The organism is Exiguobacterium aurantiacum, assembly GCF_024362205.1.
GTDB classification, from domain to species: domain Bacteria; phylum Bacillota; class Bacilli; order Exiguobacteriales; family Exiguobacteriaceae; genus Exiguobacterium; species Exiguobacterium aurantiacum_B.
In genome coordinates, this window is sequence record NZ_CP101462.1 from 177,114 (window position 1) to 200,168 (window position 23,055).

Annotated in this window: 33 protein-coding genes and 1 riboswitch; of the genes, 22 read left to right on the plus strand and 11 right to left on the minus strand. The window is 53.4% G+C overall.

Annotation, left to right across the window (positions count from 1 at the left end; translation table 11 throughout):
* Positions 1 to 55: 55 nt before the first annotated feature.
* Positions 56 to 454: a VOC family protein gene (locus tag NMQ00_RS01005; RefSeq protein WP_255177530.1), complete on the minus strand. Its 399-nt coding sequence runs from the start codon at positions 452 to 454 to the stop codon at positions 56 to 58.
* Between the two features lie 93 nt (positions 455 to 547).
* Between NMQ00_RS01005 and NMQ00_RS01010 the strand changes: the two genes are divergently transcribed.
* Complete coding sequence (locus NMQ00_RS01010) at positions 548 to 1,048, plus strand: YcxB family protein (protein ID WP_255177531.1); 501 nt, start codon at positions 548 to 550, stop codon at positions 1,046 to 1,048.
* Complete coding sequence (locus NMQ00_RS01015) at positions 1,030 to 1,509, plus strand: GNAT family N-acetyltransferase (RefSeq protein ID WP_255177532.1); 480 nt, start codon at positions 1,030 to 1,032, stop codon at positions 1,507 to 1,509. The genes NMQ00_RS01010 and NMQ00_RS01015 overlap by 19 nt, the downstream gene beginning before the upstream one ends.
* On the opposite strand, the gene NMQ00_RS01020 is transcribed toward NMQ00_RS01015, so the two are convergent.
* The 3 genes from NMQ00_RS01020 to NMQ00_RS01030 all read right to left on the minus strand — a co-directional run bounded on the left by NMQ00_RS01020 (position 1,504) and on the right by NMQ00_RS01030 (position 2,829).
* Positions 1,504 to 1,770: a hypothetical protein gene (locus NMQ00_RS01020; RefSeq protein ID WP_255177533.1), complete on the minus strand. Its 267-nt coding sequence runs from the start codon at positions 1,768 to 1,770 to the stop codon at positions 1,504 to 1,506. The two genes, NMQ00_RS01015 and NMQ00_RS01020, sit on opposite strands and share 6 nt — an antisense overlap.
* Before the next feature lie 62 nt (positions 1,771 to 1,832).
* Positions 1,833 to 2,321, minus strand: a complete 489-nt coding sequence (thiW, locus tag NMQ00_RS01025; RefSeq protein ID WP_255177534.1) for an energy coupling factor transporter S component ThiW — start codon at positions 2,319 to 2,321, stop codon at positions 1,833 to 1,835.
* Positions 2,322 to 2,385: 64 nt separating this feature from the next.
* Positions 2,386 to 2,484: riboswitch (TPP riboswitch) on the minus strand.
* Between the two features lie 24 nt (positions 2,485 to 2,508).
* Positions 2,509 to 2,829, minus strand: coding sequence for a hypothetical protein (locus NMQ00_RS01030; RefSeq protein WP_255177535.1), 321 nt, complete (start codon positions 2,827 to 2,829; stop codon positions 2,509 to 2,511).
* Between the two features lie 43 nt (positions 2,830 to 2,872).
* On the opposite strand from NMQ00_RS01030, the gene NMQ00_RS01035 reads away from it, so the two are divergent.
* Positions 2,873 to 3,841, plus strand: coding sequence for an aminoglycoside phosphotransferase family protein (locus NMQ00_RS01035; protein WP_255177536.1), 969 nt, complete (start codon positions 2,873 to 2,875; stop codon positions 3,839 to 3,841).
* A 1-nt stretch (position 3,842) separates the two neighbouring features.
* Here the strand turns inward: NMQ00_RS01035 and NMQ00_RS01040 are convergent, their stop codons facing one another.
* Together NMQ00_RS01040 and NMQ00_RS01045 are read right to left on the minus strand one after the other, a co-directional pair.
* Positions 3,843 to 4,589, minus strand: a complete 747-nt coding sequence (locus tag NMQ00_RS01040; protein WP_255177537.1) for a hypothetical protein — start codon at positions 4,587 to 4,589, stop codon at positions 3,843 to 3,845.
* 92 nt (positions 4,590 to 4,681) lie between these two features.
* Positions 4,682 to 5,140, minus strand: a complete 459-nt coding sequence (locus NMQ00_RS01045; protein WP_255177538.1) for a hypothetical protein — start codon at positions 5,138 to 5,140, stop codon at positions 4,682 to 4,684.
* A gap of 338 nt (positions 5,141 to 5,478) precedes the next feature.
* Between NMQ00_RS01045 and NMQ00_RS01050 the strand changes: the two genes are divergently transcribed.
* The 11 genes from NMQ00_RS01050 (at position 5,479) to NMQ00_RS01100 (ending at position 14,458) form a co-directional block, all read left to right on the plus strand.
* Positions 5,479 to 6,399, plus strand: coding sequence for an AAA family ATPase (locus tag NMQ00_RS01050; RefSeq protein WP_255177539.1), 921 nt, complete (start codon positions 5,479 to 5,481; stop codon positions 6,397 to 6,399).
* A gap of 3 nt (positions 6,400 to 6,402) precedes the next feature.
* Positions 6,403 to 7,455, plus strand: coding sequence for a DUF58 domain-containing protein (locus NMQ00_RS01055; RefSeq protein WP_255177540.1), 1,053 nt, complete (start codon positions 6,403 to 6,405; stop codon positions 7,453 to 7,455).
* 64 nt (positions 7,456 to 7,519) lie between these two features.
* Entirely contained in the window at positions 7,520 to 8,059 is a 540-nt protein-coding gene (locus NMQ00_RS01060; RefSeq protein ID WP_255177541.1) for a ribonuclease FAU-1 family protein, read from the plus strand.
* Between the two features lie 49 nt (positions 8,060 to 8,108).
* Positions 8,109 to 9,236, plus strand: coding sequence for a tetratricopeptide repeat protein (locus tag NMQ00_RS01065; RefSeq protein WP_255177542.1), 1,128 nt, complete (start codon positions 8,109 to 8,111; stop codon positions 9,234 to 9,236).
* Between the two features lie 10 nt (positions 9,237 to 9,246).
* Positions 9,247 to 9,681: a GNAT family N-acetyltransferase gene (locus tag NMQ00_RS01070; RefSeq protein ID WP_255177543.1), complete on the plus strand. Its 435-nt coding sequence runs from the start codon at positions 9,247 to 9,249 to the stop codon at positions 9,679 to 9,681.
* 132 nt (positions 9,682 to 9,813) lie between these two features.
* Entirely contained in the window at positions 9,814 to 10,248 is a 435-nt protein-coding gene (locus NMQ00_RS01075; protein WP_255177544.1) for a MarR family winged helix-turn-helix transcriptional regulator, read from the plus strand.
* Positions 10,249 to 10,284: 36 nt separating this feature from the next.
* Positions 10,285 to 11,277, plus strand: a complete 993-nt coding sequence (locus NMQ00_RS01080; RefSeq protein WP_255177545.1) for a ring-cleaving dioxygenase — start codon at positions 10,285 to 10,287, stop codon at positions 11,275 to 11,277.
* Positions 11,274 to 11,903, plus strand: coding sequence for an NADPH-dependent FMN reductase (locus tag NMQ00_RS01085; protein ID WP_255177546.1), 630 nt, complete (start codon positions 11,274 to 11,276; stop codon positions 11,901 to 11,903). The genes NMQ00_RS01080 and NMQ00_RS01085 overlap by 4 nt, the downstream gene beginning before the upstream one ends.
* An 89-nt stretch (positions 11,904 to 11,992) precedes the next feature.
* The gene (locus NMQ00_RS01090) at positions 11,993 to 12,469 is read left to right on the plus strand and encodes a hypothetical protein (RefSeq protein WP_255177547.1); all 477 of its coding nucleotides are present in this window, start codon (positions 11,993 to 11,995) and stop codon (positions 12,467 to 12,469) included.
* 60 nt (positions 12,470 to 12,529) lie between these two features.
* Positions 12,530 to 13,597 (plus strand): saccharopine dehydrogenase family protein, encoded by a 1,068-nt coding sequence (locus NMQ00_RS01095; protein WP_255177548.1) that lies wholly within the window; start codon positions 12,530 to 12,532, stop codon positions 13,595 to 13,597.
* Positions 13,598 to 13,663: 66 nt separating this feature from the next.
* A complete protein-coding gene (locus tag NMQ00_RS01100) occupies positions 13,664 to 14,458 on the plus strand; it encodes a GNAT family N-acetyltransferase (protein ID WP_255177549.1) in 795 nt (264 codons plus the stop codon).
* A gap of 31 nt (positions 14,459 to 14,489) precedes the next feature.
* Here NMQ00_RS01100 and NMQ00_RS01105 read toward each other — a convergent pair whose 3' ends face one another.
* Together NMQ00_RS01105 and NMQ00_RS01110 are read right to left on the minus strand one after the other, a co-directional pair.
* Entirely contained in the window at positions 14,490 to 15,275 is a 786-nt protein-coding gene (locus NMQ00_RS01105) for an SDR family oxidoreductase (protein ID WP_255177550.1), read from the minus strand.
* Between the two features lie 85 nt (positions 15,276 to 15,360).
* Entirely contained in the window at positions 15,361 to 15,675 is a 315-nt protein-coding gene (locus NMQ00_RS01110) for a hypothetical protein (RefSeq protein ID WP_255177551.1), read from the minus strand.
* A gap of 147 nt (positions 15,676 to 15,822) precedes the next feature.
* Here NMQ00_RS01110 and NMQ00_RS01115 point away from each other — a divergent pair, with 147 nt between their 5' ends.
* The 4 genes from NMQ00_RS01115 (at position 15,823) to NMQ00_RS01130 (ending at position 18,490) form a co-directional block, all read left to right on the plus strand.
* Entirely contained in the window at positions 15,823 to 16,128 is a 306-nt protein-coding gene (locus tag NMQ00_RS01115; protein WP_255177552.1) for a hypothetical protein, read from the plus strand.
* A gap of 68 nt (positions 16,129 to 16,196) precedes the next feature.
* Positions 16,197 to 17,207: a S66 family peptidase gene (locus tag NMQ00_RS01120; protein ID WP_255177553.1), complete on the plus strand. Its 1,011-nt coding sequence runs from the start codon at positions 16,197 to 16,199 to the stop codon at positions 17,205 to 17,207.
* Complete coding sequence (locus tag NMQ00_RS01125) at positions 17,207 to 17,791, plus strand: NUDIX hydrolase (protein WP_255177554.1); 585 nt, start codon at positions 17,207 to 17,209, stop codon at positions 17,789 to 17,791. The genes NMQ00_RS01120 and NMQ00_RS01125 overlap by 1 nt, the downstream gene beginning before the upstream one ends.
* A 111-nt stretch (positions 17,792 to 17,902) precedes the next feature.
* Positions 17,903 to 18,490: a GNAT family N-acetyltransferase gene (locus NMQ00_RS01130; protein WP_255177555.1), complete on the plus strand. Its 588-nt coding sequence runs from the start codon at positions 17,903 to 17,905 to the stop codon at positions 18,488 to 18,490.
* Here the strand turns inward: NMQ00_RS01130 and NMQ00_RS01135 are convergent.
* Positions 18,471 to 18,935 carry a GNAT family N-acetyltransferase gene (locus NMQ00_RS01135; RefSeq protein ID WP_255177556.1) on the minus strand — a complete coding sequence of 155 codons (465 nt, stop codon included), beginning with the start codon at positions 18,933 to 18,935 and terminating at the stop codon, positions 18,471 to 18,473. The two genes, NMQ00_RS01130 and NMQ00_RS01135, sit on opposite strands and share 20 nt — an antisense overlap.
* 70 nt (positions 18,936 to 19,005) lie before the next feature.
* Here NMQ00_RS01135 and NMQ00_RS01140 point away from each other — a divergent pair, with 70 nt between their 5' ends.
* The 3 genes from NMQ00_RS01140 to NMQ00_RS01150 all read left to right on the plus strand — a co-directional run bounded on the left by NMQ00_RS01140 (position 19,006) and on the right by NMQ00_RS01150 (position 21,158).
* Positions 19,006 to 19,806: a GNAT family N-acetyltransferase gene (locus NMQ00_RS01140; RefSeq protein WP_255177557.1), complete on the plus strand. Its 801-nt coding sequence runs from the start codon at positions 19,006 to 19,008 to the stop codon at positions 19,804 to 19,806.
* Positions 19,806 to 19,985 carry a hypothetical protein gene (locus NMQ00_RS01145; protein ID WP_255177558.1) on the plus strand — a complete coding sequence of 60 codons (180 nt, stop codon included), beginning with the start codon at positions 19,806 to 19,808 and terminating at the stop codon, positions 19,983 to 19,985. Before NMQ00_RS01140 ends, NMQ00_RS01145 begins: the two co-directional genes overlap by 1 nt.
* Before the next feature lie 180 nt (positions 19,986 to 20,165).
* Positions 20,166 to 21,158, plus strand: a complete 993-nt coding sequence (locus NMQ00_RS01150; protein WP_255177559.1) for a M23 family metallopeptidase — start codon at positions 20,166 to 20,168, stop codon at positions 21,156 to 21,158.
* Positions 21,159 to 21,200: 42 nt separating this feature from the next.
* Here the strand turns inward: NMQ00_RS01150 and NMQ00_RS01155 are convergent, their stop codons facing one another.
* Positions 21,201 to 21,668, minus strand: coding sequence for a helix-turn-helix transcriptional regulator (locus tag NMQ00_RS01155; protein WP_255177560.1), 468 nt, complete (start codon positions 21,666 to 21,668; stop codon positions 21,201 to 21,203).
* Between the two features lie 138 nt (positions 21,669 to 21,806).
* Positions 21,807 to 22,349, minus strand: a complete 543-nt coding sequence (locus NMQ00_RS01160; protein WP_255177561.1) for a TraR/DksA C4-type zinc finger protein — start codon at positions 22,347 to 22,349, stop codon at positions 21,807 to 21,809.
* A 155-nt stretch (positions 22,350 to 22,504) separates the two neighbouring features.
* Here NMQ00_RS01160 and NMQ00_RS01165 point away from each other — a divergent pair, with 155 nt between their 5' ends.
* A complete protein-coding gene (locus NMQ00_RS01165; RefSeq protein WP_255177562.1) occupies positions 22,505 to 23,029 on the plus strand; it encodes a GrpB family protein in 525 nt (174 codons plus the stop codon).
* Positions 23,030 to 23,055: the final 26 nt, after the last annotated feature.

The window sequence follows — 23,055 nt, forward strand, 5'->3', positions numbered from 1 at the left end:
GGCAAAAAACATGAGGGTGTGCGATTCTGTTCAATAAAAAAAGTGAGGCAGCACCTCACTTGATGAAAAACGTGTCCCGCAGCTCGATAATCGTGCCTTCAGGGGCTTTCAGTTTACTTAAGTGGCCATCAACGACGAAATAGATATTCCCGCCGTGCTTTGGTAGAAACGTTACACCGAGGTCCTCGAGGCGCCGCACTTCTGTTTCGAGATCATCGACATAAAGCGCGAAGTGGACCGGGCCGGCCACGTGCTTTGAATAAGGCGACAACGTCTCGTCCCCTTTCGCCGTTTGGAGCTCGATATAGAAGTCGCCGAGTTTGAGCCAGCTGTTGAATGCTCGGGTGTGGAAGTCGGGTGACTCCTGAACGAGTTCGAAGCCGAGCGCCTCATAAAATCGTTTGGACGCCTCATAGTCGGTTGTTTGAATACAGATGTGATGGATTTGTTTCATGATGTCACTCCTTTGTTTTAGTGTATCGAATCGACGTTCTGAACGGAACTTTTCTTCTCGTGAGACGTATAGGACATTGAGGAGGGAATGATGATGCAGATTCAATATGAATTGACAGAAGACGACTATATCCGGTTCAACTTAAGTCATATTAAACGTTCGAAGACAGGAAAGCGAATGCTTCTCCTGCAGCGAATCATCGGACCACTTATCTTTTTAGGCGCTGCTTTTGTATTGGCGACATGGCTCCAAGAGATGGACTGGTGGTTGTATGGTATATACGGGGTCGCTAGTATTCTATGGTTCCTGTATTATCCGAAATACTTTGAACGGCACGTCAGGAAGCAGACGCGACGGCTCATTGACGAACGCAACAACGAGGGCATGATTGGGCCCCATACGATGAATTTGGACGAGAACGGTCTGCGTGATTTAAATGAGTTCGGCGAGACGCGGGTGTCTTGGGCCGGGATCAAAGAAGTCGTCGAGGAGGCCGATTACGTGTATCTATACAATTCCTCGGTCAGTGCCTATATCTTGCCGAAACGCGGGCAGGATATGGAAGAGGTGCGCCGATGGCTAACGATACGCTGATGATTCAACTCGTCGACGACACGAACCGGGAAGCTGTGATCGCGTTGACCGTTGCCTCTGACCAAGCTCGCTTTATCGAAACAAACGCCGAATCGCTCCGTGAAATGGAAGTCGACATCAAATACGCATGGCAATGTTATGCGCTCTGTCGAGACGATCGACCGATTGGTTTCATGATGATTGGGGCCGAGAATAAAGAGGAACGTTACGTCTGGCTCGATCGTTTTATGATTGATGTGACTGAGCAAGGAAAAGGCATCGGTTCAACATGTTTACAACTTGCGATTCAGTGGATACGAGAACGCTTCGATGTCGATGACCTCATCCTCAGTCTCCATCCGACGAATGAACCGGCGAAACGCTTCTATGCGAAGGGTGGATTTGTCGACAGTGGCCTAATCGATGAGGCGAATGGAGAAGAAATTTGGGTGTATCACGTCAAACAGGGACAGCCGTCATAAGTCGGCCGTCCCTGTTTTGGTGGACGCTGTGTGGTGGACAGCGTTGCCCGCCATAAAAAAGAGGACAATCGCGGCCACCCCAAAAATCGAGATGAATACGTTTTGAAGCAGCACATCGACGAACATCGGCTCGCTCGGGAACGTACCCGTCGCAATCTGGGCATTCCAGCGGGTGAACGTGGCGATCCGTTCGAGCGTGTACAATAAACCGGACATGAACAGGCAAGCGGTACCAGTAAGCAATAGCGTCAATCGATTCAAAAGATGACCTCCCTAAATGATATATCCTGATTTTACCATTTACTATCAGTCGGAGGAAGGACTTATCGCTTCACTGTGAGCGGTCGCAATTGCTTGACCCGAGCCAAGACGATCCAGCCGAGCACGGCCCCAGTCACACTCGAGGCAAGGAAGGCCGGGAAGAAGAACAGCGCCCCGAACTCCGTCCCCATCAAGATTTTGGCATACGGGACGGCGATGAGCGAGGCGATGATTCCCGTCCCGATGACTTCACCGACTGCGGCGAAGGCGACGCGGCTCGTCTTCATATAAAACAAACCGGCTAGGAGCGCTCCAATCATGCCACCCGGGAAGGCCAAGAGCGACCCGGTCCCGGTCATGACGCGGACGAGTCCGGTCACGAACGCGACGAGGACAGCCCCGAGCGGCCCGACGGTGACGGCGGCGATCACATTCACCATATGTTGAATCGGGTAGGCACGGGCGACACCGGTCGGGATCGAGATGAACAGGGAACCGATGACAGCGATGGCGATGAGCATCGCCATCCAAGTGAGTTGTTGAATACGCATAGATAGTCTCCTTTCAAAATGAAAACGCCACTTCTCCAAGTGGAAAAGTGGCGTGGAAAGACAGACGAATCCCACACCACTTCCCTACGCTGGTATGAGCCAGATCAGGTTCGAAGGGTCCGGTGTTTGCCGTCTCAGCCCGAAGGCTCCCCTAGTGGTCGTTTATTAACATGAGTATAGCATACCGTCATTTGACGCGGTCGAGCTTTCGCGGTCTGAACGTGACATAGATGATGCCGACGAACAGGCCGTACAATAAAAGGGAAAAGACGAGATTGATGAGCCACGGGAGTGTGCCCATGAATACGGCGACGGAAGCGTTTTGAAACCAGACGAGCGCGAGCGACAGCCCGACAAAGCTAAGGACGAGCGTTGTCCAAAAGCCGACATCCCGGCGCTTGGACAGACGCCAGACGAGCAGACCGATGATGAGACTGACGACGGCGGTCGCCCCTAAATACATATACAAGATGGCATCGACCGGGTATGAGTAATACACAACGTCCATATCGTTTCCTCCTAGGAGATGATGAAAGAAAGGGTGAAAAAGCATGAGACAGGCCGTCCCATGGCGTGACCAATCGTTTCGTGAACAGTTTGAGCGATGGATTGACGCAAACGTGCCGAGTGCGACGTGGCACGTCGTCAAAGACACCGACTTGACGTATTTGGTTGTTGGCCAGGTCGATGCGGAACGCTACTACGCCAAAGCGGTGACCGATATCAGCCGCGGCGAGACCGGACTGTCGGCGTTTCTGGCCGAGCGGCATCCGAATCTCGTCCCTGACGTCATCGCTATCGATTCAGCCCAGAACTGGCTGCTCATGCGAGACATCGGCGGAGAGGCGTTACGTGCACGGCCGGACGTGAGTCGATACGAAACCGCGTTGCGCCAATACGCACAGTTGCAGCGGAAGGAAGTCGACCAGATTGAGACCTGCTTGTCTTACGGCGTCCCGGACCGGCGACCGGCCAAGTTGAAGGATGAAATCCAAACGTATCTGCCTGAGCTCTGCGCTGGGCTCGACCAACACCAAGCCGAGGCCGTGATCGCGCTTCAAGACGAATTGATTACTATGTGTGACGAGCTGGCGACTGGGATACCGATGAGCCTCGAGCACGGTGATTTACACGGCGGCAATATCTTTTGGCGGGAGCAGACGAACGAGTTGTGTATCCTCGACTGGGGCGACGCAACGGTCACGCATCCGTTTTTCAGCGTGCGCGTATTCTGGAACGCGCTCTATGATGTATTGCCGGAAGAGGATGAGATTGCCTGGTATGAACAGATTCAACAGATGCGTAAAGTCTACTTGGAAGCGTGGAGCGGCCTCGCGTCCGAAGATGTGCTTTGGCGCCACCTGTTGATCGCCGAAGAGCTCGGTTGCGTCTACCGGGCCTTGTCGTGGCATGTGTACGTGACGAGGTACCGGTACGATGTAGCTGAGTCGAGCGATAAGCCGGCGCAATGGCTCAACTTGCTACTCGAGTTCCGGGATTTGAAACGACGCGTCCGATAAGTCATTTATGCTTCTCGAGCAGGTTTTCATAATCCGTCTCGTTCCAAAATAGCGGGGCAATCGACTCCGGCCCTTTGAAGATTTCACCGTCTCGGTCATAGACGATGGCGTAGCCACCCTCGACTTCAAAGACGATCAAGTCGGCTTTCACTTCCTTGACCCCGTTCCCGGCGATGATGACGTTCTCGAGCGGGTCGCGCGCGACTTTTACACCCCATTCATCGAGCTCGACGATGAGGGCGGACGTGTAGGCGTGGCGGTTATAGAGCGCCTGAAATTCATCTTCGGTCAAGACGACGTCCGTCGGTGGGGCACTCGTCCCATATTTCCGTTTCTCGATCTCTTCGACGAATTGAAGGAACGACGCTTCTTGCCAAAACAGCGGAGCGACCGACTCGGGACCGTTGGCGATATCCCCATTCTCGCTCTCATAGACGGTGGCATACGTGCCGTCATCGAGTTTGAACGGATGAATATCGGCGTATGTATGATAAATGCCGTCACCGGCGATGACGACGTGCTCAAACGTCTCACGGAACGGGGTAAGTCCATCGTTCTCGAGTGCCTTCAAGAGCGGCGATACTTTTTCGTATTGGTCGAAGACGTCCTTGAAGTCTTCGCGCGTCCAGGCGGTGATGTCTTCGGACGATGGCTCATTTGTATCGGCCGGGACGATTGGTCTCTCAACTGGATCCGTGCATCCGGTAAGCAAGAACACACTGAACCCGAGCAAGCCTAGGCGTTTCATCAATCAAACCTCCTAATAAAGTTACATTTTTTTCCTGTTATCAATGAGCGTAGCACGTTTACGATTCATTGAGAACCCGGGTACTTTCTCGCTCAGGGTTGTCTTCGCAAATAGCGGTCGAGTGCCTCATGAAAGCGTTGTTGTTGCTCAAACGGAATATCGTGATCGGATGCAGCACCATAGCGAATTAAATGATAGAGCGAGGCATCGATATCCGTCAGGTCGATGCGCTCGAACCAGTCGATGAGCGTCTCATTTGTCCGAAGTTTTAATTCGGGGGCGAGCGACGCATTGAACGTGATGAGCCAATCTCTCAGTTCGATGTTCGTGAGCATTGGGAATCGCTGTGCCTCACCCGATGCGTCCGTATTGAGGGACAGTGGCACCGAAGCATCATGCATCGACGGAAACGTTAATCTTTGGCCTTGTCGACGACGCAGCCATCTACGCACGCCATAGACGATCAATCCGACGATAGCAAGGAAGACGAACAATGTACCGAGTCCGCCGGGGGAATCGCCATTCCCGCTACCAAATTTGAATTTGAGCATGTCCTCCTTTTCATGAGGCTCTCCGCGGAATTCAGTGTCTATAGGAGTATCTCCCATATCAATGCCTCCGGTTTGCCGTTCATCATCTTCTTCTTCTCTGTTCATCTCGGTCACGCTAACTGGAGATGAGGTGTTAATCGTTTGAAACCAACTGAACGTCTCTTTGCTGACAAAGACGAATGTCACCACGAGACAAGCTGTCACGATTAAGAATCCTATAAATCGAGACGACCACTTCATATTTCTCCTCCTTATCGAAATATTCAGACTATTTATTGTCTATATTACCATAAACAGGTAAACTTCGAATAAGACATCTACTAACGGAGGGGAACGAAATGGGAATCGGAGCGGTCATGAAACAGTTAAATGAAGTGTATTTAGGAAAAGATGAGGTCGTCCGGCTCTGCTGCACGGCCCTTCTCGCCGAAGGGCACATCTTGCTTGAGGACGTACCCGGGACAGGTAAGACGTTGCTCGCCAAAGCGATTGCCGGCAGTTTTGACGGGTCGTTCTCGCGTATCCAATTTACGGCCGACTTGCTCCCGTCCGACGTCATCGGGACCGACTACTTCAATATGCAGACACAGGGCTTTGATCACCGACAAGGTCCGATTTTCGCGAACATCGCCCTGATTGATGAAATCAACCGCGCCGTGCCGCGCACCCAGTCAGCGCTGTTAGAAGCGATGGAGGAACGACAAGTCTCCATCGGCGGGAAGACGTATCCGATGCCGAAGCCGTTCTTCGTCATCGCGACGCAAAACCCGATTGAATCGGCTGGGACGTTCCCGCTCCCAGACGCCCAACTCGATCGGTTCCTCATCTCGATTCCGGTCGGCTATCCAGATGCCGCCGAAGAGCGGGAACTGTTGCTACAAGTGTTGACGGAAACCCGCAAACACATCGAAGCCGTGACGTCACTCGCCTCCCTGCAAGAAGCCCAGGCCGAGACGAGACAAGTCGCGATTCAAGACGATGTGCTCGATTACATGCTCGGTCTCGTCCATGCGACCCGGGCGCACGCGTCCGTTGAGGTCGGGGTCAGTCCACGCGGTGCGATTGCACTGCTGCGCGCTTGTCAAAGCTATGCCTATTTGGCCGGTCGACTGTACGTCATCCCGGAAGACGTCAAAGCCGTGGCGCCGTACGTGCTCGCCCATCGCATCAGCTTGACGCTCGAAGGCGGCATCAAGTCGACGAAAGCGAGCGTCATCGCACACATTTTAGACACCGTGCCCGTACCGGTCGAGGGCTGACGGATGATCCTCTCCACACACGCTTGGTTGCAGCGACGGTTTCTGCCCGTCTATCTCGTGAGCGGAGTCATGCTCGTGTTCTTCCCGTACGTATACGGATTGGGTTACATATGCTTCATTGTGGCGAGTGCGATTTGGATGCTCGAGCGGACGCGGGAACAACTCGAGCAAAAGATTGACCTTCAGTTCACGCAATACGAAGAACTGCTGTTTGTCGGAGACGAGAGTCGGCTCGTGTTGGTAGTTGATGGCGTGGACGAGTTGGACCGGCTCGGACTACCGCTACGGATTCGTTTGAAGGCGAGCTCAGGAATCAGCTTTCCGGCGCATGAGCGACTTCCGAACGTGCTCGATTATGAGATCGATGTCACTCGCGCTCGACATGAAGTGGTCGTGCGCGCCGAGTATCGTGGTCCAGCCACGTTCGAGGAATGTGTCATCGCCGTCACACTCCCGTTTCGACTCGGGACATATTTGTATGAACGGCCGGTCGATACAGAGTGGATCGTCCTCCCATCGCTCCTGTTGCATCCACCGGTAGGGACGAAGCGGCTAGCGCTCGGGGATCGTCCGCTCTTGGCGTCACCGCTTCGAAATCCGTTGCAGCTGATCGGGTCGAAACCGTACGAAGGGGAGCCGGTGAAGGAAATCGATTGGTATGCGACGGCGAAACTCGGACGACTGCAGTCAAAAGTGTTTCAACAGACGACACTCGATACGTTCACATTCGCCCTGGATTTGAACGGTCCGTCCGGCTATACGCTCCATCACGACTTCGAATCGCTCATCAGCCAAACCGCCTTCGTCACGTCACGCCTGTTAAAAGAGGACTGCAAAATCGAGCTATTCTTGAATCGATTCAACGAGGATGGGACGATGTTCCATGTCCCGTTGCAGGAAGGCGAGCGCGGCATTCGATTCATTTTGCTGCAGCTGGCGACGATTCACCCAGGCAATCGCTTCATCTCGACTGACGCGTTTACCCGGATGGTGGAGCGAAAACGATTGAAACAAAGTCACCTCGTCTTGTTCAATCAACACAATCTGTACGATTGAACAGGGGAATGTCGGATTTTGGCGAACTCTTTACGTATGAATTAGGTCAAAAGGAGAGAGACATATGCCAAAACGAAAATTTGCCAATCGCCGAGACTGGGAACGCATCTTGCAACATCGCTACGCGCAAATGGAGGTACATGATGACCGTTTCTCCGGTACCGTCGCCTTATTTCAAATCGATGCGGTGCGCGCACCTCAATATAAGCTGCACAAGGGAGAAGAGTTCATCGTCGCCGATGCCGGTTACAGCTGGCTCCAATATTTCCCGGATGACGAGCCGTTCGGTGTGACCGTCATGTTTAATGATGAAGGGCACATCGTCCAATGGTACATCGATATCGTCGAAGCAATCGGATATGAGGACGGAATCCCGTATATGGACGACTTGTTGCTCGACATCCTCATCTTCCCGAACGGGGACGTCGTCCGCAAAGACGAGGACGAGTTCGAGGAAGCGACAGAGGCCGGAGAACTGACGCCGGAACTCGTCGAGCGGGGCTGGCGTGACTTTCATGCGACGCTCGACCGGATTGAACAGAATGACTTCATCTACTTCGAGTTGGCGAACGAGCATTACACCGAGTTGAAGCAAAAACTTTGAACAGCCTGTTCCCTTTGGTACAGTGAAAGAAAAAACAGGGGGACGAATCATGAAAATCATCAATCCCGAGGCGTGGTCGCGCAAGAAGCACTACGAATTTTTCAAGGCGTTCGACGCCCCGCACTTCAACGTGACGGCGAGCGTCGATGTGACGAAGTTACATACGCACGCCAAACGGACCGGTCAGTCGTTCTTTAAACTGTTCTTGTACGGTGCCGTCAAGACGGCGAACGCCATCCCGGAGCTTCGCTACCGCATCCGCGGCGACGAGGTCATCGAGCACGACGTCGTGCATCCCTCGTTCACCGTCATGATGGACGATGACGTCTTCAACTTTTGCACAGCGACCTATAAAGACGCGTTCCCGGACTTCATGGAAGAAGTGACGGCCCGGATGAGCGGGGCGAAACGGGAAGTCGTCGTCGGCGACGATGAACCGGACAGCCTGCTTTATATCACGAGCGTGCCTTGGGTCACGTTCACGAGCATCAGCCACCCGACGAACGACCAACAGCATGATACGGTGCCGCGCATCGCCTGGGGCAAATTCACGGAGACGGGTGGCCGGATGACGATGCCGCTCTCGGTCCAAGCCCACCATGCCCTCGTCGATGGCGTCCATGTCGGTCGCTATTACGAATTGTTGCAAGCGTGGCTCGATGACTTGAGCGACTTGGAAGTCCAAACTCCAGAAGAGAAAGGGCTCGATGAAGCGATTCGTCTGCGTGAGAACGGAGAGCTCGAACGGGCGAAGCAGCTGTTCCTGATGTTGCTCCGGCAAGACGAGAAAAATCCGCGCCTCCATGCCCATTGCGCTTCGTGTTATGACTCGCTCGGCGAAGAGCGTCAAGCCGTCCCGCATTATGAACGGGCGATCCGGCTCGGACTCACTGGAGACGAGCTCCGTGAGACGTATATTGGACTCGGCAGCACGTACCGGGCGCTCGGCCGCTACGAGGACGCTGAGGCGTTGTTCGCCAAGGCGATTGAACAGTTCCCTGACATCGGGGCGCTCAAAGTGTTCCAGGCGATGACCCATTACAATCTCGGGCGCCACACTGAAGCGACCGGTACGTTGCTCGAACTGCTCGCCAGCCCGGAGCCAGATGACAGCATTAAACGGTATCGTCGCGCCATCGCGTTTTATGCGCGTAACTTGGACGAGACTTACGACTAAGGAGAACTGGATGATCACACTTCAACCGATTACAGACCAAAACTGGTATACGTTCTGTCAGCTCACTCTGAGTGACGCGCAACAAGCGTATATGGAACCGAATGCGATTTCCTTGCTACAAGCGGTGTACGAGCCGACGCTCGAGGCACACGCCATTTATGAGGATGAGACGATGGTCGGTTTCCTCATGTACAACACGGTGCTCGAAGAGTTGAACGCGCGCTGGGTGTATCGCATCATGGTCGACCACGCGCAACAAGGGAAAGGGATTGGACGCCAAGCGACCGAACTCATGCTCGAAGAGATGGGGCAACTCGGCACCGAACCAATCGTCGTCGGTTACCATCCTGACAATACGGGCGCGCATCGATTATACGAAAGCTTGGGCTTCGTCGATGAAGGCAATCGCTTCGGGCGGGAGATGGCGGTCATTCGCCGTGCATGACAAGACGAGGCAACTCGTCTTTTTTTATAAGACAAATTGATTGACCCATCAAATTTGCCATGTTATATTTATCTCGAATTGAAGATAATAAAATTTAAAGTATAGTTTTCTCTCGGCAGAGGAGGGGAACACATGGAAGAACGACAAACGTTGAAAGCGATCACGGTGTTGCTTCGAGCCTCGCAATCGATTCAAGACGTGGTCAAGCATGAAGTCGCCGAGTACGGGCTGAATCCGACCGAGTTCTCGGTCCTGGAATTGCTGTACCATAAAGGCGACCAACCGATTCAAACGATCGGCAAAAAGGTATTATTGACGAGCGGGAGCATGACGTACATCGTCGACCGACTCGAAGCGAAAGGCTACTTGATACGCAAAGCCTGTCCGAGCGATCGGCGTGTCACATATGCGGCGCTGACTGAAGAAGGGCATGGCCTCATGTCATGCATCTTCCCAGCCCATGAAAAACGAATGGACGAGCTGTTCGACGGACTCGATTTAGCAGACACGATTACTCAATTGAAGACGGTCGGCAAACGCGCCGAAGCGTTAAAAAAATTTAATTAATTATCTTGAAATCAAGATTTTAAAGGAGCGATTATGATGAACCATGTAAAAGGCATTCACCACGTAACGGCGATTACGAGCAGCGCCGAGAAAAACTATGACTTCTTCACGAACGTCCTCGGAATGCGTCTCGTCAAAAAGACGGTCAACCAAGACGACATTCAGACGTACCACTTATTTTTCGCCGACGACAAAGGCAGCGCCGGAACGGATATGACGTTCTTTGATTTCCCGGGCATCCCGAAAGGCGTGCACGGGACGAACGAGATCGCCAAGACGTCGTTCCGCGTCCCGACCGATGAGTCGCTCACGTATTGGGAACGTCGATTCGACCGCCTCGGAGTGAAGCATGAAGGCATCGTCGAGCAGTTCGGAAAGAAGACGCTTTCGTTCGTCGATTTCGACGAACAGGCGTACCAGCTCATCTCGGATGAGTTCAACGTCGGCGTCGCGTCAGGCGAACCGTGGCAAAACGGCCCGGTCCCGCTCGAGTACGCCATCACGGGCCTCGGTCCAATCTTTATCCGCATCGCGGACTTTACGTATTTCAAACAAGTGATGGAGCAAGTCATGTTGTTCGAAGAAATCGGGCAAGAAGGCGACGCGTATCTCTTTGAAGGAGGTGAGGGTGGAAACGGAGCGCAAGTCGTCGTCATTCATGACGAGACGTCACCAGTTGCGCGCCAAGGGTTCGGAACCGTGCACCACGTCGCTTTCCGTGTCGATGACCGCAGTGTCCTCGATGAATGGACGGCGCGCTTGCAACAGTTCGGATTACCGACATCAGGCTATGTCGACCGCTTCTTCTTTGAATCGTCTTACGCACGCGTCGCGCCACAAATCCTGTTCGAATGGGCAACGGACGGACCAGGATTCATGGGCGATGAGCCGTATGAGACGGTCGGTGAGAAATTGTCACTCCCGCCGTTCTTAGAACCGAAGCGGGAACAGATTGAAGCGATGGTTCGACCGATTGATACGGTCAGAAGTACAAAAACGTTTGAGAAAGAATATGAGGAAATGAAATGAGCTTTTTAAATCGTTTGTTCGGTAAACAAGAAGAACCAACCAACTCACAAGGAGGAACTAACATGTTGAAAATTGGAATCGTACTCGGATCGACTCGTGAAGGACGCGTCAGCCCTCAAGTCGGAGAATGGGTCAAAGAACTCGCGGACAAACGCGGTGACGCCAACTATGAAATCATCGATATCGCAGACTATAGCCTTCCGCTTCTCGGCGAGCCAGGTGGCGACGCAACAGGTGCCGCGGCGTGGTCTGAGAAAATCGCTGAGATGGACGGCTTCGTCTTCATCGTCCAAGAATATAACCACTCGATCACAGGCGCGCTCAAAAACGCCCTCGACTACTTACGCAACGAATGGCATAACAAAGCAGCCGGAATCGTCTCATACGGTTCGGTCGGCGGCGCGCGTGCGACGGAACACTTACGTGGCGTGTTGAGCGAGCTCTTAATCGCCCACGTCCGTGTCCATCCAGCGCTCTCGCTCTTCACAGATTTCGAGAACGGGACAGACTTCGCACCGAAAGACGTTCAAGTCCAATCGGTCAACGATATGCTCGACCAGCTCGTCCCTTGGACAGAAGCGATGCAGACGGTCCGTACGAAAGCGGCAGAAGCTGCGAACAACTAAGTATTTGGCCAGCCTTTTCACAAGGCTGGTTTTTTTGTGCGCTTTTTAGACGGGTCGTGTAGAGTGGGAGGAGAAGAGGGGGAATGAGCATGTGGGCTCGGAAAACTGTCGCGGCCTCGCTAACGGCGCCGATTTATGCGTTCTTGTTGGCGTGTGGGGTCGTCATCCTGCAGCCTCCGGTCAGTGGAGGGAGCAGTGACACGGTGAATGGGCTATTGATGTTGACGGCCGCCTATCTGGCAATCAGTTTCCCGGCCATCGTCACATACGGCGTGTTGACATCGGTGTTCAGTGACTGGTTGGCACGCCGAATGTCGAAACGGTTCGAGCCGTTCGTCTCGTTTGGCTTACATATAGGATTCGGAATGGTTCTGCTTTGGCTCAGTGTAGGGGCTTCGGTTCTATACTGGATAATCGATTGCTATTTGACGCATAAAGGCCGTCGATTTGAAACGACACAGGCGTGGTCGAGTCTCGTCATCCCCGTCGGTGTCGTAGTGACGGCTTTCGGTATCGTTTATTTGATTGGTGTGATTCAAGATACGATGCAGCGTTTTTACGGGTGAAAGTTGGCAAGATAGGGAACAAACAAAGGACATGTTTAGAGAGTTGAAGGAGGAATCGGGATGAAATGGATGATTTATGGGGCGAACGGTTATACGGGTGAACTGATTGCCCGCCAAGCCGTGCAACAAGGGATGACACCGGTGCTCGCGGGTCGGCGTGCGGACGCGATTGCGAAGCTCGGGGAAGAGCTCGGATGCGAGACACGCGTCTTCAACTTGTCGTTCGATAAGGCGACGCAGCAATTGGAAGACATCGACCTCGTGTTACATTGTGCCGGACCGTTCGCCGATACGAGTCGGCCGATGGTCGAGGCGTGTCTCGCCACGAAGACACATTACTTGGATATTACCGGGGAAATCGAGGTGTTCGAATACATCCACTCGAAGAAACGGGCTAAGCTCGCACAAGAAGCGGGCGTGTTGCTCTGTTCGGGTGTCGGGTTCGACGTCATTCCGACCGACTGTGTGGGCCGAAAATTGAAAGAGCTCATGCCGGACGCGACGAACCTCGCCCTCGGTTTCTCGGCGGCCGCCGGTATCTCGCGCGGGACGCTGAAAACGGCCATCCGCGGACTCGGGTCGAGCAGTGCCGAACGGAAAGATGGCGAACTGACACCGTTCCCACTTGGGGCGAAACGCCGTCACATCGATTTCGGACGCGGCAAGAAAACGGCCATCGCCATTCCGTGGGGAGACGTCTCGACCGCCTACTATACGACGGGCATCCCAAATATCACGACGTGGGTGCCGGTTCCGCCGGTCTATGCTTATGGGGCACGTCTCTTGTCTTGGTTCGGTCCGATTCTCGGCAGTGATGCAGTGCAAGGGAAGCTTCTCCGTTATGTCGATGAGCACGTGAGCGGACCGGACGAGTCGGAGCGGGAGCGATCGTCGACGTATGTCTGGGGCGAGGCGACGAACGCCTCGGGTCGTAAAGTAATCGTCCGCATCAAGACGGCGAGCACGTATGCTTTCACTGTGTACGGGGCGCTCGAGGTCGTGTCCCGCCTTGTCAGTTCAGGCCGCGTCATCCCCGGCAGTTTCACGCCGGCGATGCTGTTCGGGTCGCACTTCATCGAAGAAATCGAAGGATCGTCGTCGTTTGTCGTCGATGAGGTCCGGCTGTAACGGAATCACAATCTGTTCGCAATCGAAGTATGGTAAACTCAGGGGAGATTAGAGGGAGGGAATGAGATGAGACGCTTAGAACTAGCCAGGCGGATCGAACGCATCAAAGCGGAAGGGACGTCTGCCTATATTCGGCATCGTAAACAGACCCCTCCCTATGAAGGTTCGGAATTGATTGTCGAAAATAAGGGCCACGTCTTCCGGATGGGTAACACGAGTTTTGCGGTCGGCTTTGGCCTGAACCGACCGACCAGTTTTTACGATTTACATCAAATGGAGAAGTGGGTGCGCGGCAAGAACGTGTCCCGCCTACATATCGAGGTCTGCCCGCTCGCGGACATGTCGCTCATTCGGTTGCTCCAAGAGCGAAACTATACGCTCGACCACTTCCTGGACGTGTGGTTGCTCGACGTGAACGCGTTCGTGTTTCCGGATATGGAGCATGCGGTCGAACGCGTGCACACCGATAACGTGAACGAGTGGGCCCGGGCCATCGCGGCCGGCTTTGCCGAGACGGGCACGATTTTACAAGAGACGATTGATACCGCGAAAGGCTTCTACGCGTTACCCGAAAACCAGGCGTTTCTCGTCCGCGAAGGCGAGACGGCCGTCGCCGGCGGTATTCTTGCTATCCAGGACGGGATGGGCGAACTGTTTTTGACGAGCACAATCCCAGCTTACCGAAACAAAGGTTACCAGACACAGCTCATCTTGGAGCGGATCGCCGCCGCGAAAGCTGCGGGTTGTCAGTACGTGACCGTCACAACGAAAGTCGATACGGCCTCGGGCCGCAATATGGAGCGTTTAGGTTTTATCCCGTTCTATCAGAAAGCGGTCATGAAAAGCCCGATTCTCAAATAAACAGGTCGCCCCGCGGGGCGACCTGTTGTCGTTAAAGCAAAGATTCGGCGCCGTCGACGTACACCTCGGAACCGGTGACGTGGCTCGACATGTTGCTCGCGAAGAACAACACGACGTCCGCGACTTGTTTGGCCGTTCCTGACTTGCCGGCGAGCGGCTGATTTCCTTCTGGGTACTCGATCGGGATGACGACTTCCTCAAGCAAGGCGTCGTCTCGGTTCGTCGAGTCATCGATGTTCGTATCGATGGCCCCGGGACAAATCGAGTTGACGCGAATGCCGAACTGGGCGAGCTCGGCCGCTGCCATTTTGGCAAATCCGGTCTGCCCGGCTTTCGTCGTCGCATAGCCGCTGAAGCCGAAGTTTTTGAAGTAACGGTTCCCGTTGATGGATGAGGTGATGATGACGCTCCCGCCTCGTTCTTTTAAGTAAGGGATGGCGTGTTTCACCGTCAAGAATGTGCCCGTCAAGTTCGTCTCGACGACACCGTTCCAATCCTCGAGCGATAAGTGTTCGATCGGTGTGATCGTCCCGTTCCGGCCCGCGTTCGCGAAGACGATATCGATGCGGCCGAAACGCTCGACCGTCTGTTCATACGCCCGTTTCATCTCATCCTCGTTCCCCACGTCGGCGCTAATGCCGATGGCCCGTTCGTCTCCAATTAGACTCGCGAGTTGCTGTGCATCTTCCAATTTTAAGTCGACGATGGCGACTTTCGCTCCTGCCTGGACGAATCGGATGACGGCGGCGCGTCCGATTCCGGATGCCGCGCCTGTGATGAACGCGACTTTACCCGACAACAATGTATTTGAAATCATTTGATTCGCTCCTTTCAGCTTCCTGTTCTCATATTCCACCGTTCTATGAAAACTATGCTCGTTTTCTGAAAAAAAGCCGTGTCACTTAATCCGGTGTTACATGGATTGACACGGCAATCTTGAGTTTGGCGTCTCGGTCGAGTTCCACCGTGACGCTTTGACCGACCCGAAGTTCTTGCACGTCGTCCGCACTCCCGGTCACTTCGGTTTGATCATTGATTAAAATCGTATGCAACTTCACCTCACTGCCTGAGACGTCACTCGGACCAATCATCAATTGCGGGATATCGATTTGCTCAATCCGTCCCTCGATTTGATGGTCGTCCCATGTGCTAATCCAATACACTGCCATTAAACAAAGACCGATAAACGCGAGGGCAAAGATGAGTCGTGTCCTCATGATGTTCCTCCTCTGCGGTATTCCGGTACGATGGTTTCCATTAGTTATTTACCCGGATAACAGGAATTGTATAGGGTTCTTTTTACAGGAATTTGAATCGGTGATGCGGAATAAAACAAGACAATTTGATGAGTGGAGGCGCTGACGATGATTTTAGTCGGGCTGGTTAGTTTGATTATTTCAGGATTGGTGGCGTTCGGATGGTGGACAATCGGTTTTCCGCGGCGACGCATATGGGGCGGAATAATGATGTTAGGTGTCGCGTTCACCTGCTCGCCATTCCTCCTCGTCGTGAGCGGAGAACGGTTTGGGTTCGATGGCATCGTCGCGGGATTGGTCGGACTGTTTTGTATCGTTGCGGGCGGGTTCTTCTTTCTTGCACTCGGTTGGATCGGTCGGCCGCAAAAAGTCCGGAAGGTACGGACCCTCTCGGAGGACCCTGATTTGTTTTAAGGCGGGTTGTCAGCCGACTCCTGAAACCCGTACAGTGAATGAAACGAAGCTGAGGGGGGATTATGTTGGTGTCAAATAAACAACCACCGGCGTTACGACCGGGGGATACGATTGGGATCATCACACCATCATTTCCGGCACCGGTCCGGTTTCCAGAACGGTACGCGCGCGGGACGGAACAACTAAGGCGGATGGGATTTCTCGTTCGAGAAGGACGGTGCACGCACCGTTCAGAAGGATACCGCTCGGCCTCGATCCGAGAACGAGCCGAGGAGTTCAATGAGCTGCTGCGTGATGATGACGTGAAAGCGATCATCAGCACGATTGGAGGGACGAACTCGAACTCGCTCTTGCCGTATATCGATTACGAGGCGTTGCGACGACGCCCAAAAATCATCATGGGCTATAGTGATGTCACGGCACTTCTTCTCGCCTGCTATACACAGACGGGTGTGACGACGTTCTATGGTCCAGCTATCATCCCGTCGTTCGGGGAATACGAGACGATGTTTGCGGACGGGGAGCGCTATGTGCGGGAGGTACTTTGTTTGGAGCGGACGGCGCCTTATACGCTCGACGTGCCCCGGGAGTGGACCGAGGAGATGATCGATTGGTCGACGCAGGACCGAGAGAAAAAATTCTATCCGAATGAAGGGTGGCTCACACTTCAAGGCGGCCAGGCCCGCGGGAAGTTGATTGGTGGGAACTTGAACACGATGACCGGCTTCTTGAAATCGGACTATTTTCCCGACATGGAAGGGGCTATCCTGTTTTTAGAAGACTCCTTCAAAACGATGGCGGACGAGGAGCGTTCCCTCAGTATGCTCAAACTGGGAGGTGTGTTCAATCAAATCAATGGACTCATCATTGGGAAACATGAACATTTCGATGCGGGCGGCGCGCCGTTCACGTTCGAGGAGTTGGTGCTCGAAGTTCTCGGAGACGTCGACTTCCCGATTTTGACGAACGTCGATATCGGGCATACATTCCCGTCCCACGTGTTCCCGATCGGCATCGATGTCATGCTCGATGCGACGGCAGGAACAATCACATTTTTAGAGGATGGAGTGACGCGATAATGGAATTCATCACGGTCGTGGACCACCGACGGAAAAAAGTTGGGTTGAAGTCACGCGCCGATGTGCATCGGGACGGGGACTGGCATGAGACGTTCCACTGTTGGATGACGGACCAGGACCGTCTTTTCTTGCAACTTCGAAGCGACGACAAGGCAGACTTTCCCAGATTGTTCGATATCACTGCGGCCGGGCATTTAGCAGCCGGAGAGACCGTTCGGGACGGCGTGCGTGAGATTCATGAAGAGCTCGGGCTCGAACTGACGCTCGACCAATTGACCCCACTCGGCATCTTCGAAGACGTGATCGAGACAAAGACGTTTTTGGATCGAGAGTTCGCCCATACATATGTCTACGCGTACGCGGGAGAACCGTTCACATTAGATGAAACAGAAGTGGCCGATGTCGTCACCGTCGATTTCGCGGCGTTCCGGTCACTTTTGGCCGGGACGCATGCGGAGGTTGAGTCGATCTCGGCAATCTCAGGGGAGACACGGACCGTGACGAAGCAAGATCTCGTGCCACATCCGACAAGCTACTGGGAGCAAGTTTTGACAGGCCTTGAAGAGCTGACTTCAAGCGATTGAGGCGAGTCTCATGATTGATTTCATTTGGCAACTGCTGAACGTGATGCTCGTGTTCGGTTTAGGCAGTCTTTTGTTTTGGTGTTTTCGCAAGTGAAGAGGGGGGATGGCGAGATGAACGTTGAACATACAGATACACCGCTCCAGATTGAGACCGGGCGATTATACTTGCGGGCACCTCACGCAGGGGAAGATGCGCGTATCGTCAACGAGGCGATTCGGGAGTCACATGATGAATTGAAGCGCTGGCTTCCATTCGCGCAAGAAGTGCCGACGTTGTCCGAGACGGAAGAAAACTTGAAGCGGGCGCAGGAACTCTACGTAACAGGCGAAAGTTTTCGGTATCTCATCTTTTTACGAGACACGGGGACGTTCGTCGGAACGGTCAGCCTGTTTGGGATCGACTGGGACGTGCGAAAGGCTGCCGTTGGCTATTGGCTTCACACGGCATATACTGGTCACGGTTATATGAGCGAGGCGGTCGAGGCAATCGTCCGTTTCGGATTCTCCCACTTTGGCTTCAATCGGATTGAAATCCAATGCGAGTCGACGAACGAGGGGAGTCGAATGATTCCAGAACGACTCGGCTTTCGTTTGGAAGGTACGCTCCGAAACGAAGATTTGTCTGCTGACGGACAGCGATTGACGGACACGGCTGTCTACGGAATCTTACCGGGAGAACTTATACCTGAAGCGCCATGATTCGTTGCGGCCCAATCGGTCCGTCGATGCGGCGGCCGGTATCGACAAAGCCGACCGTTTGATAGAGCGAGAAGGCTGGCCCATTTTTGAGATTGACCGACAAGACGATTTCGTGTTTATCGGTGAAATGTTCCTGGACGTAACTTGGCAATTGACGGAGCGCCGCTTTGGCATGGCCGTTTCCTTGAACCGAATGATTGATGGAAAACATCGAGAGCAATAACGCGTCGTCTGTCTCCGTATACGAGGCGACCCGTTCCGTGTCGTGGAGCAAAAAGAAACCGACGGGCTCATCTGTCGTGATGACGACAGGGTGCACGCCGTCTGGCAACGGCGAATCGATATCTTTTGGGAGCGTCGTATATTTCTCTTGGTCGAGCGGCAGGCTAAATGTCTCCAGGACAGGCCAATGGGCGTCACGGAGTGGTTCGAGTCTGATTGACATCCGGATTCCTCCTCGGTGTAAGTTGTCTCTTCTAGTATACTGAACTCTAACTCGAAAGGAACTGAACACGATGGCGAGACCATTCATTGCCTATATCCAAAATCCGCCGCGCGCGGATCTCTACCGTGCCTTCATGGATGGCTTTTCCGATTATATGATTCACTTTGACATGGATGAGACTCGATTTGAGGCGGTGTTCCTCGTCCGCGATCAAAACCAGCCATCCCGTTCCATCGTCGCTTATACGGACGATCGACCCGTTGCCGTCATGTTGAGCGGTGTGGCACATCTCGATACGGGATGGGTCACTCGTTGCGGCGGCTTAGCGGTCGCGCCTGATTATCGACATTTAGGCATCGCGAACGAGCTGATGCGACGGTTCGATGAACAAGCGACGGGCATTCGTCTGCTCGAAGTCATCCAAGGGAACGAACCAGCGCTCGCGCTTTACGAACGGCTCGGCTATGAAACAGTTCGAGACATCATGTACTTCCAATCTGTATCGACCGAGACGGATGCGTCACTCGAACCGGAACCGATCACCGAGCTGTTCGAGACGTATTATCCATCCGCAACCCACCGACCGATTTGGCAAGTCGATGTTCGTACGACCCAACAACAGGCTGAGCTCGTTCGAGTCGAGGAAGGCGAGACGACAGGGGCGCTCCTTTTCCGAGGCGACTTGCTCCTTGATGTGTTTGGTCGCGATGAGGACGCGGAATGGTTGTTGCGAGCGGCAGCCGCGGCCGGTCCGATTAAACTGACGCTCACCTCGGATCGTCCGGCCTTGGTCGAGGCAGCTCGGAAGCTCGGGTTCGTGCAGGATGACATCGCACAATTCGAGATGATGAAATCGGGAGGGATCGTGTGATGCACCGTTTCTTGCCCGCTCTGATGGTGCTGTTGATCGTGGGGAATTTGTTCACGATCCTTGGGCTGACGACGAACTTGTCGTCAGGCAGTACGCGGTTCTTTCTAATCGGTGGACCGGCCTTGACGGTCTTCGCCGCTATCAGCATCGTCGTGATCGTATTGAAACGAAAACGATGACAGTGATAGGACGTATGAAGTTTGAGTGAAGTTTGTGGAAGGGCGATTCACCGTTTTGACATGTTCGACATACAAATGAAATGCTTCATATATTGAACTTTTCAAACGTGGATGCTATATTCGCACTTGTAGCTTTTTATACAGCTAGCGAATCATCCTATTTGGAGGTTTTATCAATATATGTGGAAACAACTACTCGTAACCGTCGGTACAGGCGTCTTGATTTTATCAGGGACTTCAGCCGTATCCGCGGATCAGCTTACCCCGCAAGACCTCGTCAAGACGACGAAATCGCTTCAACAGACCGAACAACGGATTCAAACGTCGAAACAATCGGTCGCCAAAGCCAAACGCCGCACTGAAGCGGCTGAAGAAAAAGTGAACGCAATCCAAAAGAAAATCGATCATGCCAACGCGCAACTCGTGTCTTACGAGACGGCGCTGAATCCAGAGGCAGATGACCCATCCCTGTTCAAACAAGTGTTATCGACCGTGCTTCCGAGCGCGAAGGCGGAAGCTGCGGCATCTGAAAAGACCGAGACCGACTTGAAGGCGAAACAAGCGGCGACGGCTCGGTCGTTAGAAAAACTAGAGAACGAGCAGGCGAAAGTGGAAGCGGAGCACAAGAAGGCCCGCTCGTCCCATTCAGCCGCCTACAAGCAGTTAAAAGGGCAAGCGGCCCAATTGAAAGACTTGAAGAAACAAACGGCGGCGCTTGCGCCTGACAAATTCATGATGCCGGCGACCGGTCGTCTGTCGCAAGGGTACGGACCCGCGAGCGGTCAGTTCGGGTACACGTTCCATAACGGGATCGATATCGCGGCGAACATCGGCACGCCGATTTACGCGGCGGCAGCCGGGACGGTCACTGACGTCAAATCGGGCGGTCCTTACGGCAAGCACGTCTTCATCGAGCATGAAATCGATGGGCAAAAATGGACGACCGTATACGCCCATATGCATAAAATCGAAGTGAAAAAAGGACAGGCGTTGCTTCAAGGCGAAGGCATCGGCCAAATCGGTAACACCGGCAACTCGTCAGGTCCTCACCTCCATTTCGAAGTGCATCAAGGCGAATACGCCTACTCATCCAGTTCGGCCGGAAACACGGTCAACCCGATGAACGTCACTGAAGTGCTCGGTGGCTCGTCGCCCATTAAAGCGACTTATTGACGCAACGAAATTTGTTGCGTCATTTTTTTGTGTGTCCATTCTTCAAGTCTGCTCGTCATGTGTCGTTCGCAGTTCGAACAGTTTTTGGAACGCCTCGTCGCGATCGAACGTGCTGAACCATCGGAAATCGTCGATATCTAGAATTCGATAATGCTGGCTGACCATGTTTTGTTGAATCCGGTATTTCCCTTGATGTTCGATTGTCGTCCACCAGACGTGCCCGCCCAATGTCTTTGTCGCGAGGCTAGAGTCGGTATGCGCGACGAGGCGGATGAATTCAATCGGATGGTCGCCAATCAATGAGTGCAGATAGGGACTTTGATTGAACAAGGCACAGATGGCGACGGTCGTCGTCCAGTTCGCGTTCGAACGTCGCTTTTCGATTTGAATCAACGTCTTTTTTGAGATGCCGACAAGCGTACATAGTTCTTCTTGGGATAGCCCTTGTTCCGTCCGAATTAATTTGAGTTTGCTGGAAATCAGCTCGGAAAACGTTTCTTTTGTATGCATAACTTCTCCTAGAGTGTATTTTTACACAGTGTATCATGCGGTATGGCAATGGGGAAGATAAAGGGTGGGGAAGTCGACTTTATTTGGTCAGCAAAAAGCGGAAGGAGATGGACTCCTTCCGCGCACTCGATGCCGAACTTATTCTCCTGTCGGGTCGTGATTGCCTTCGCTATCGGCGATCGTGTCTGAACTCCCGAAATCCTCGACTTGGCTGAACGCGTCGGTGCTTTGGCCAGGATCATCCGTCCCATCGAGCTGTTTGCGGGCGGCTGTCTCGGATGGGTTGAGCACGTCCTCTTCGACCGGGCGCTCACGGTCGGTCTGATGCTCGTCTTCTTCTTGTTCACGCGCATGTTTGATACAGAGCGTCGCTTCCGGGATGACCTCTAGGCGGTCCAACTCGATGTCTTCCCCGCACACCTCACACTTTCCATACGTCCCGTTCTCGATGGCGAGCAGTGCCTTGTCGACATCACTCAAGAAATCTTCGTCAAGTTCCGTGAGTGCTTGGTCGCGTTCACGTAAAAAGAGTTCTTCGCCGGAATCGGCCGGGTGATTGTCATAATGTGACAACTCCCCTTCGTCATATACCTCTTCTCGATTTTCCATATATCCTTCGGTCTTCGCTTTTTCTTTTAAGAGACGCTCCTTGAACGTATCGATCTGCTTCTGTGTCAACATACGGTTCACTCTCCAGTTCTGTTTTCATTAGTATTAGCATTTCCCATTTTGGGTCGTGACAAACCTTCCCGTCGGCAGGGCCGGTTTCTAAACGATTCGTAAAACGGGTATGATGAAAGAGAAGGAACGAATTAGCCGAAGGAGGGATTTGGACGATGAGAAAAGTAGAGGTCGTCCCATACGATCCGATATGGGCGACGAAATTCAATGAAGAGGCGGCCAAGCTTCAGCGATTGTTCGAAGCTGAACTCGTCGCGATTCATCACATTGGCAGCACGTCGGTCCCCGGACTCGATGCGAAGCCGATTATCGACATCATGCCGGTCGTGCGGCAAATCGAGCGGATCGACGACTGGGTCGGTCATATGGAAGCGCTCGGCTATCGGAGTTTCGGTGAGCACGGCATACCGAGACGCCGGTTTTTTGCGAAAGGTGAGGAAGTGCGGACGATTCATGTCCATATGTTCGAGGATGGGGATGAAGGCGTGATCCGGCACCTCGCGTTTCGCGACTACTTGATCACGTTCCCGGACGTGCGTGACGAGTACGCGGCGCTTAAACAACAGTTGGCGAGCCAACATCCGGACGATATTGAAAGTTATATCCAGGGCAAACAAGACTGGGTGTCGGCAACAGAGCGAACGGCTACAATATGGTATGGATCTAGAGAACATATTTGAAACCTATTTCCATTTCCCCCGTATAG

Coding starts and splice junctions, on each gene's coding strand:
- NMQ00_RS01005 (WP_255177530.1), bottom strand. CDS start 454: ATGAAACAAATCCATCACATCTGTATTCAAACAACCGACTATGAGGCG.
- NMQ00_RS01010 (WP_255177531.1), top strand. CDS start 548: ATGCAGATTCAATATGAATTGACAGAAGACGACTATATCCGGTTCAAC.
- NMQ00_RS01015 (WP_255177532.1), top strand. CDS start 1,030: ATGGCTAACGATACGCTGATGATTCAACTCGTCGACGACACGAACCGG.
- thiW (WP_255177534.1), bottom strand. CDS start 2,321: ATGCGTATTCAACAACTCACTTGGATGGCGATGCTCATCGCCATCGCT.
- NMQ00_RS01030 (WP_255177535.1), bottom strand. CDS start 2,829: ATGGACGTTGTGTATTACTCATACCCGGTCGATGCCATCTTGTATATG.
- NMQ00_RS01035 (WP_255177536.1), top strand. CDS start 2,873: ATGAGACAGGCCGTCCCATGGCGTGACCAATCGTTTCGTGAACAGTTT.
- NMQ00_RS01040 (WP_255177537.1), bottom strand. CDS start 4,589: ATGAAACGCCTAGGCTTGCTCGGGTTCAGTGTGTTCTTGCTTACCGGA.
- NMQ00_RS01045 (WP_255177538.1), bottom strand. CDS start 5,140: ATGCTCAAATTCAAATTTGGTAGCGGGAATGGCGATTCCCCCGGCGGA.
- NMQ00_RS01050 (WP_255177539.1), top strand. CDS start 5,479: ATGGGAATCGGAGCGGTCATGAAACAGTTAAATGAAGTGTATTTAGGA.
- NMQ00_RS01055 (WP_255177540.1), top strand. CDS start 6,403: ATGATCCTCTCCACACACGCTTGGTTGCAGCGACGGTTTCTGCCCGTC.
- NMQ00_RS01060 (WP_255177541.1), top strand. CDS start 7,520: ATGCCAAAACGAAAATTTGCCAATCGCCGAGACTGGGAACGCATCTTG.
- NMQ00_RS01065 (WP_255177542.1), top strand. CDS start 8,109: ATGAAAATCATCAATCCCGAGGCGTGGTCGCGCAAGAAGCACTACGAA.
- NMQ00_RS01070 (WP_255177543.1), top strand. CDS start 9,247: ATGATCACACTTCAACCGATTACAGACCAAAACTGGTATACGTTCTGT.
- NMQ00_RS01075 (WP_255177544.1), top strand. CDS start 9,814: ATGGAAGAACGACAAACGTTGAAAGCGATCACGGTGTTGCTTCGAGCC.
- NMQ00_RS01080 (WP_255177545.1), top strand. CDS start 10,285: ATGAACCATGTAAAAGGCATTCACCACGTAACGGCGATTACGAGCAGC.
- NMQ00_RS01085 (WP_255177546.1), top strand. CDS start 11,274: ATGAGCTTTTTAAATCGTTTGTTCGGTAAACAAGAAGAACCAACCAAC.
- NMQ00_RS01090 (WP_255177547.1), top strand. CDS start 11,993: ATGTGGGCTCGGAAAACTGTCGCGGCCTCGCTAACGGCGCCGATTTAT.
- NMQ00_RS01095 (WP_255177548.1), top strand. CDS start 12,530: ATGAAATGGATGATTTATGGGGCGAACGGTTATACGGGTGAACTGATT.
- NMQ00_RS01100 (WP_255177549.1), top strand. CDS start 13,664: ATGAGACGCTTAGAACTAGCCAGGCGGATCGAACGCATCAAAGCGGAA.
- NMQ00_RS01105 (WP_255177550.1), bottom strand. CDS start 15,275: ATGATTTCAAATACATTGTTGTCGGGTAAAGTCGCGTTCATCACAGGC.
- NMQ00_RS01110 (WP_255177551.1), bottom strand. CDS start 15,675: ATGAGGACACGACTCATCTTTGCCCTCGCGTTTATCGGTCTTTGTTTA.
- NMQ00_RS01115 (WP_255177552.1), top strand. CDS start 15,823: ATGATTTTAGTCGGGCTGGTTAGTTTGATTATTTCAGGATTGGTGGCG.
- NMQ00_RS01125 (WP_255177554.1), top strand. CDS start 17,207: ATGGAATTCATCACGGTCGTGGACCACCGACGGAAAAAAGTTGGGTTG.
- NMQ00_RS01130 (WP_255177555.1), top strand. CDS start 17,903: ATGAACGTTGAACATACAGATACACCGCTCCAGATTGAGACCGGGCGA.
- NMQ00_RS01135 (WP_255177556.1), bottom strand. CDS start 18,935: ATGTCAATCAGACTCGAACCACTCCGTGACGCCCATTGGCCTGTCCTG.
- NMQ00_RS01140 (WP_255177557.1), top strand. CDS start 19,006: ATGGCGAGACCATTCATTGCCTATATCCAAAATCCGCCGCGCGCGGAT.
- NMQ00_RS01145 (WP_255177558.1), top strand. CDS start 19,806: ATGCACCGTTTCTTGCCCGCTCTGATGGTGCTGTTGATCGTGGGGAAT.
- NMQ00_RS01150 (WP_255177559.1), top strand. CDS start 20,166: ATGTGGAAACAACTACTCGTAACCGTCGGTACAGGCGTCTTGATTTTA.
- NMQ00_RS01155 (WP_255177560.1), bottom strand. CDS start 21,668: ATGCATACAAAAGAAACGTTTTCCGAGCTGATTTCCAGCAAACTCAAA.
- NMQ00_RS01160 (WP_255177561.1), bottom strand. CDS start 22,349: ATGTTGACACAGAAGCAGATCGATACGTTCAAGGAGCGTCTCTTAAAA.
- NMQ00_RS01165 (WP_255177562.1), top strand. CDS start 22,505: ATGAGAAAAGTAGAGGTCGTCCCATACGATCCGATATGGGCGACGAAA.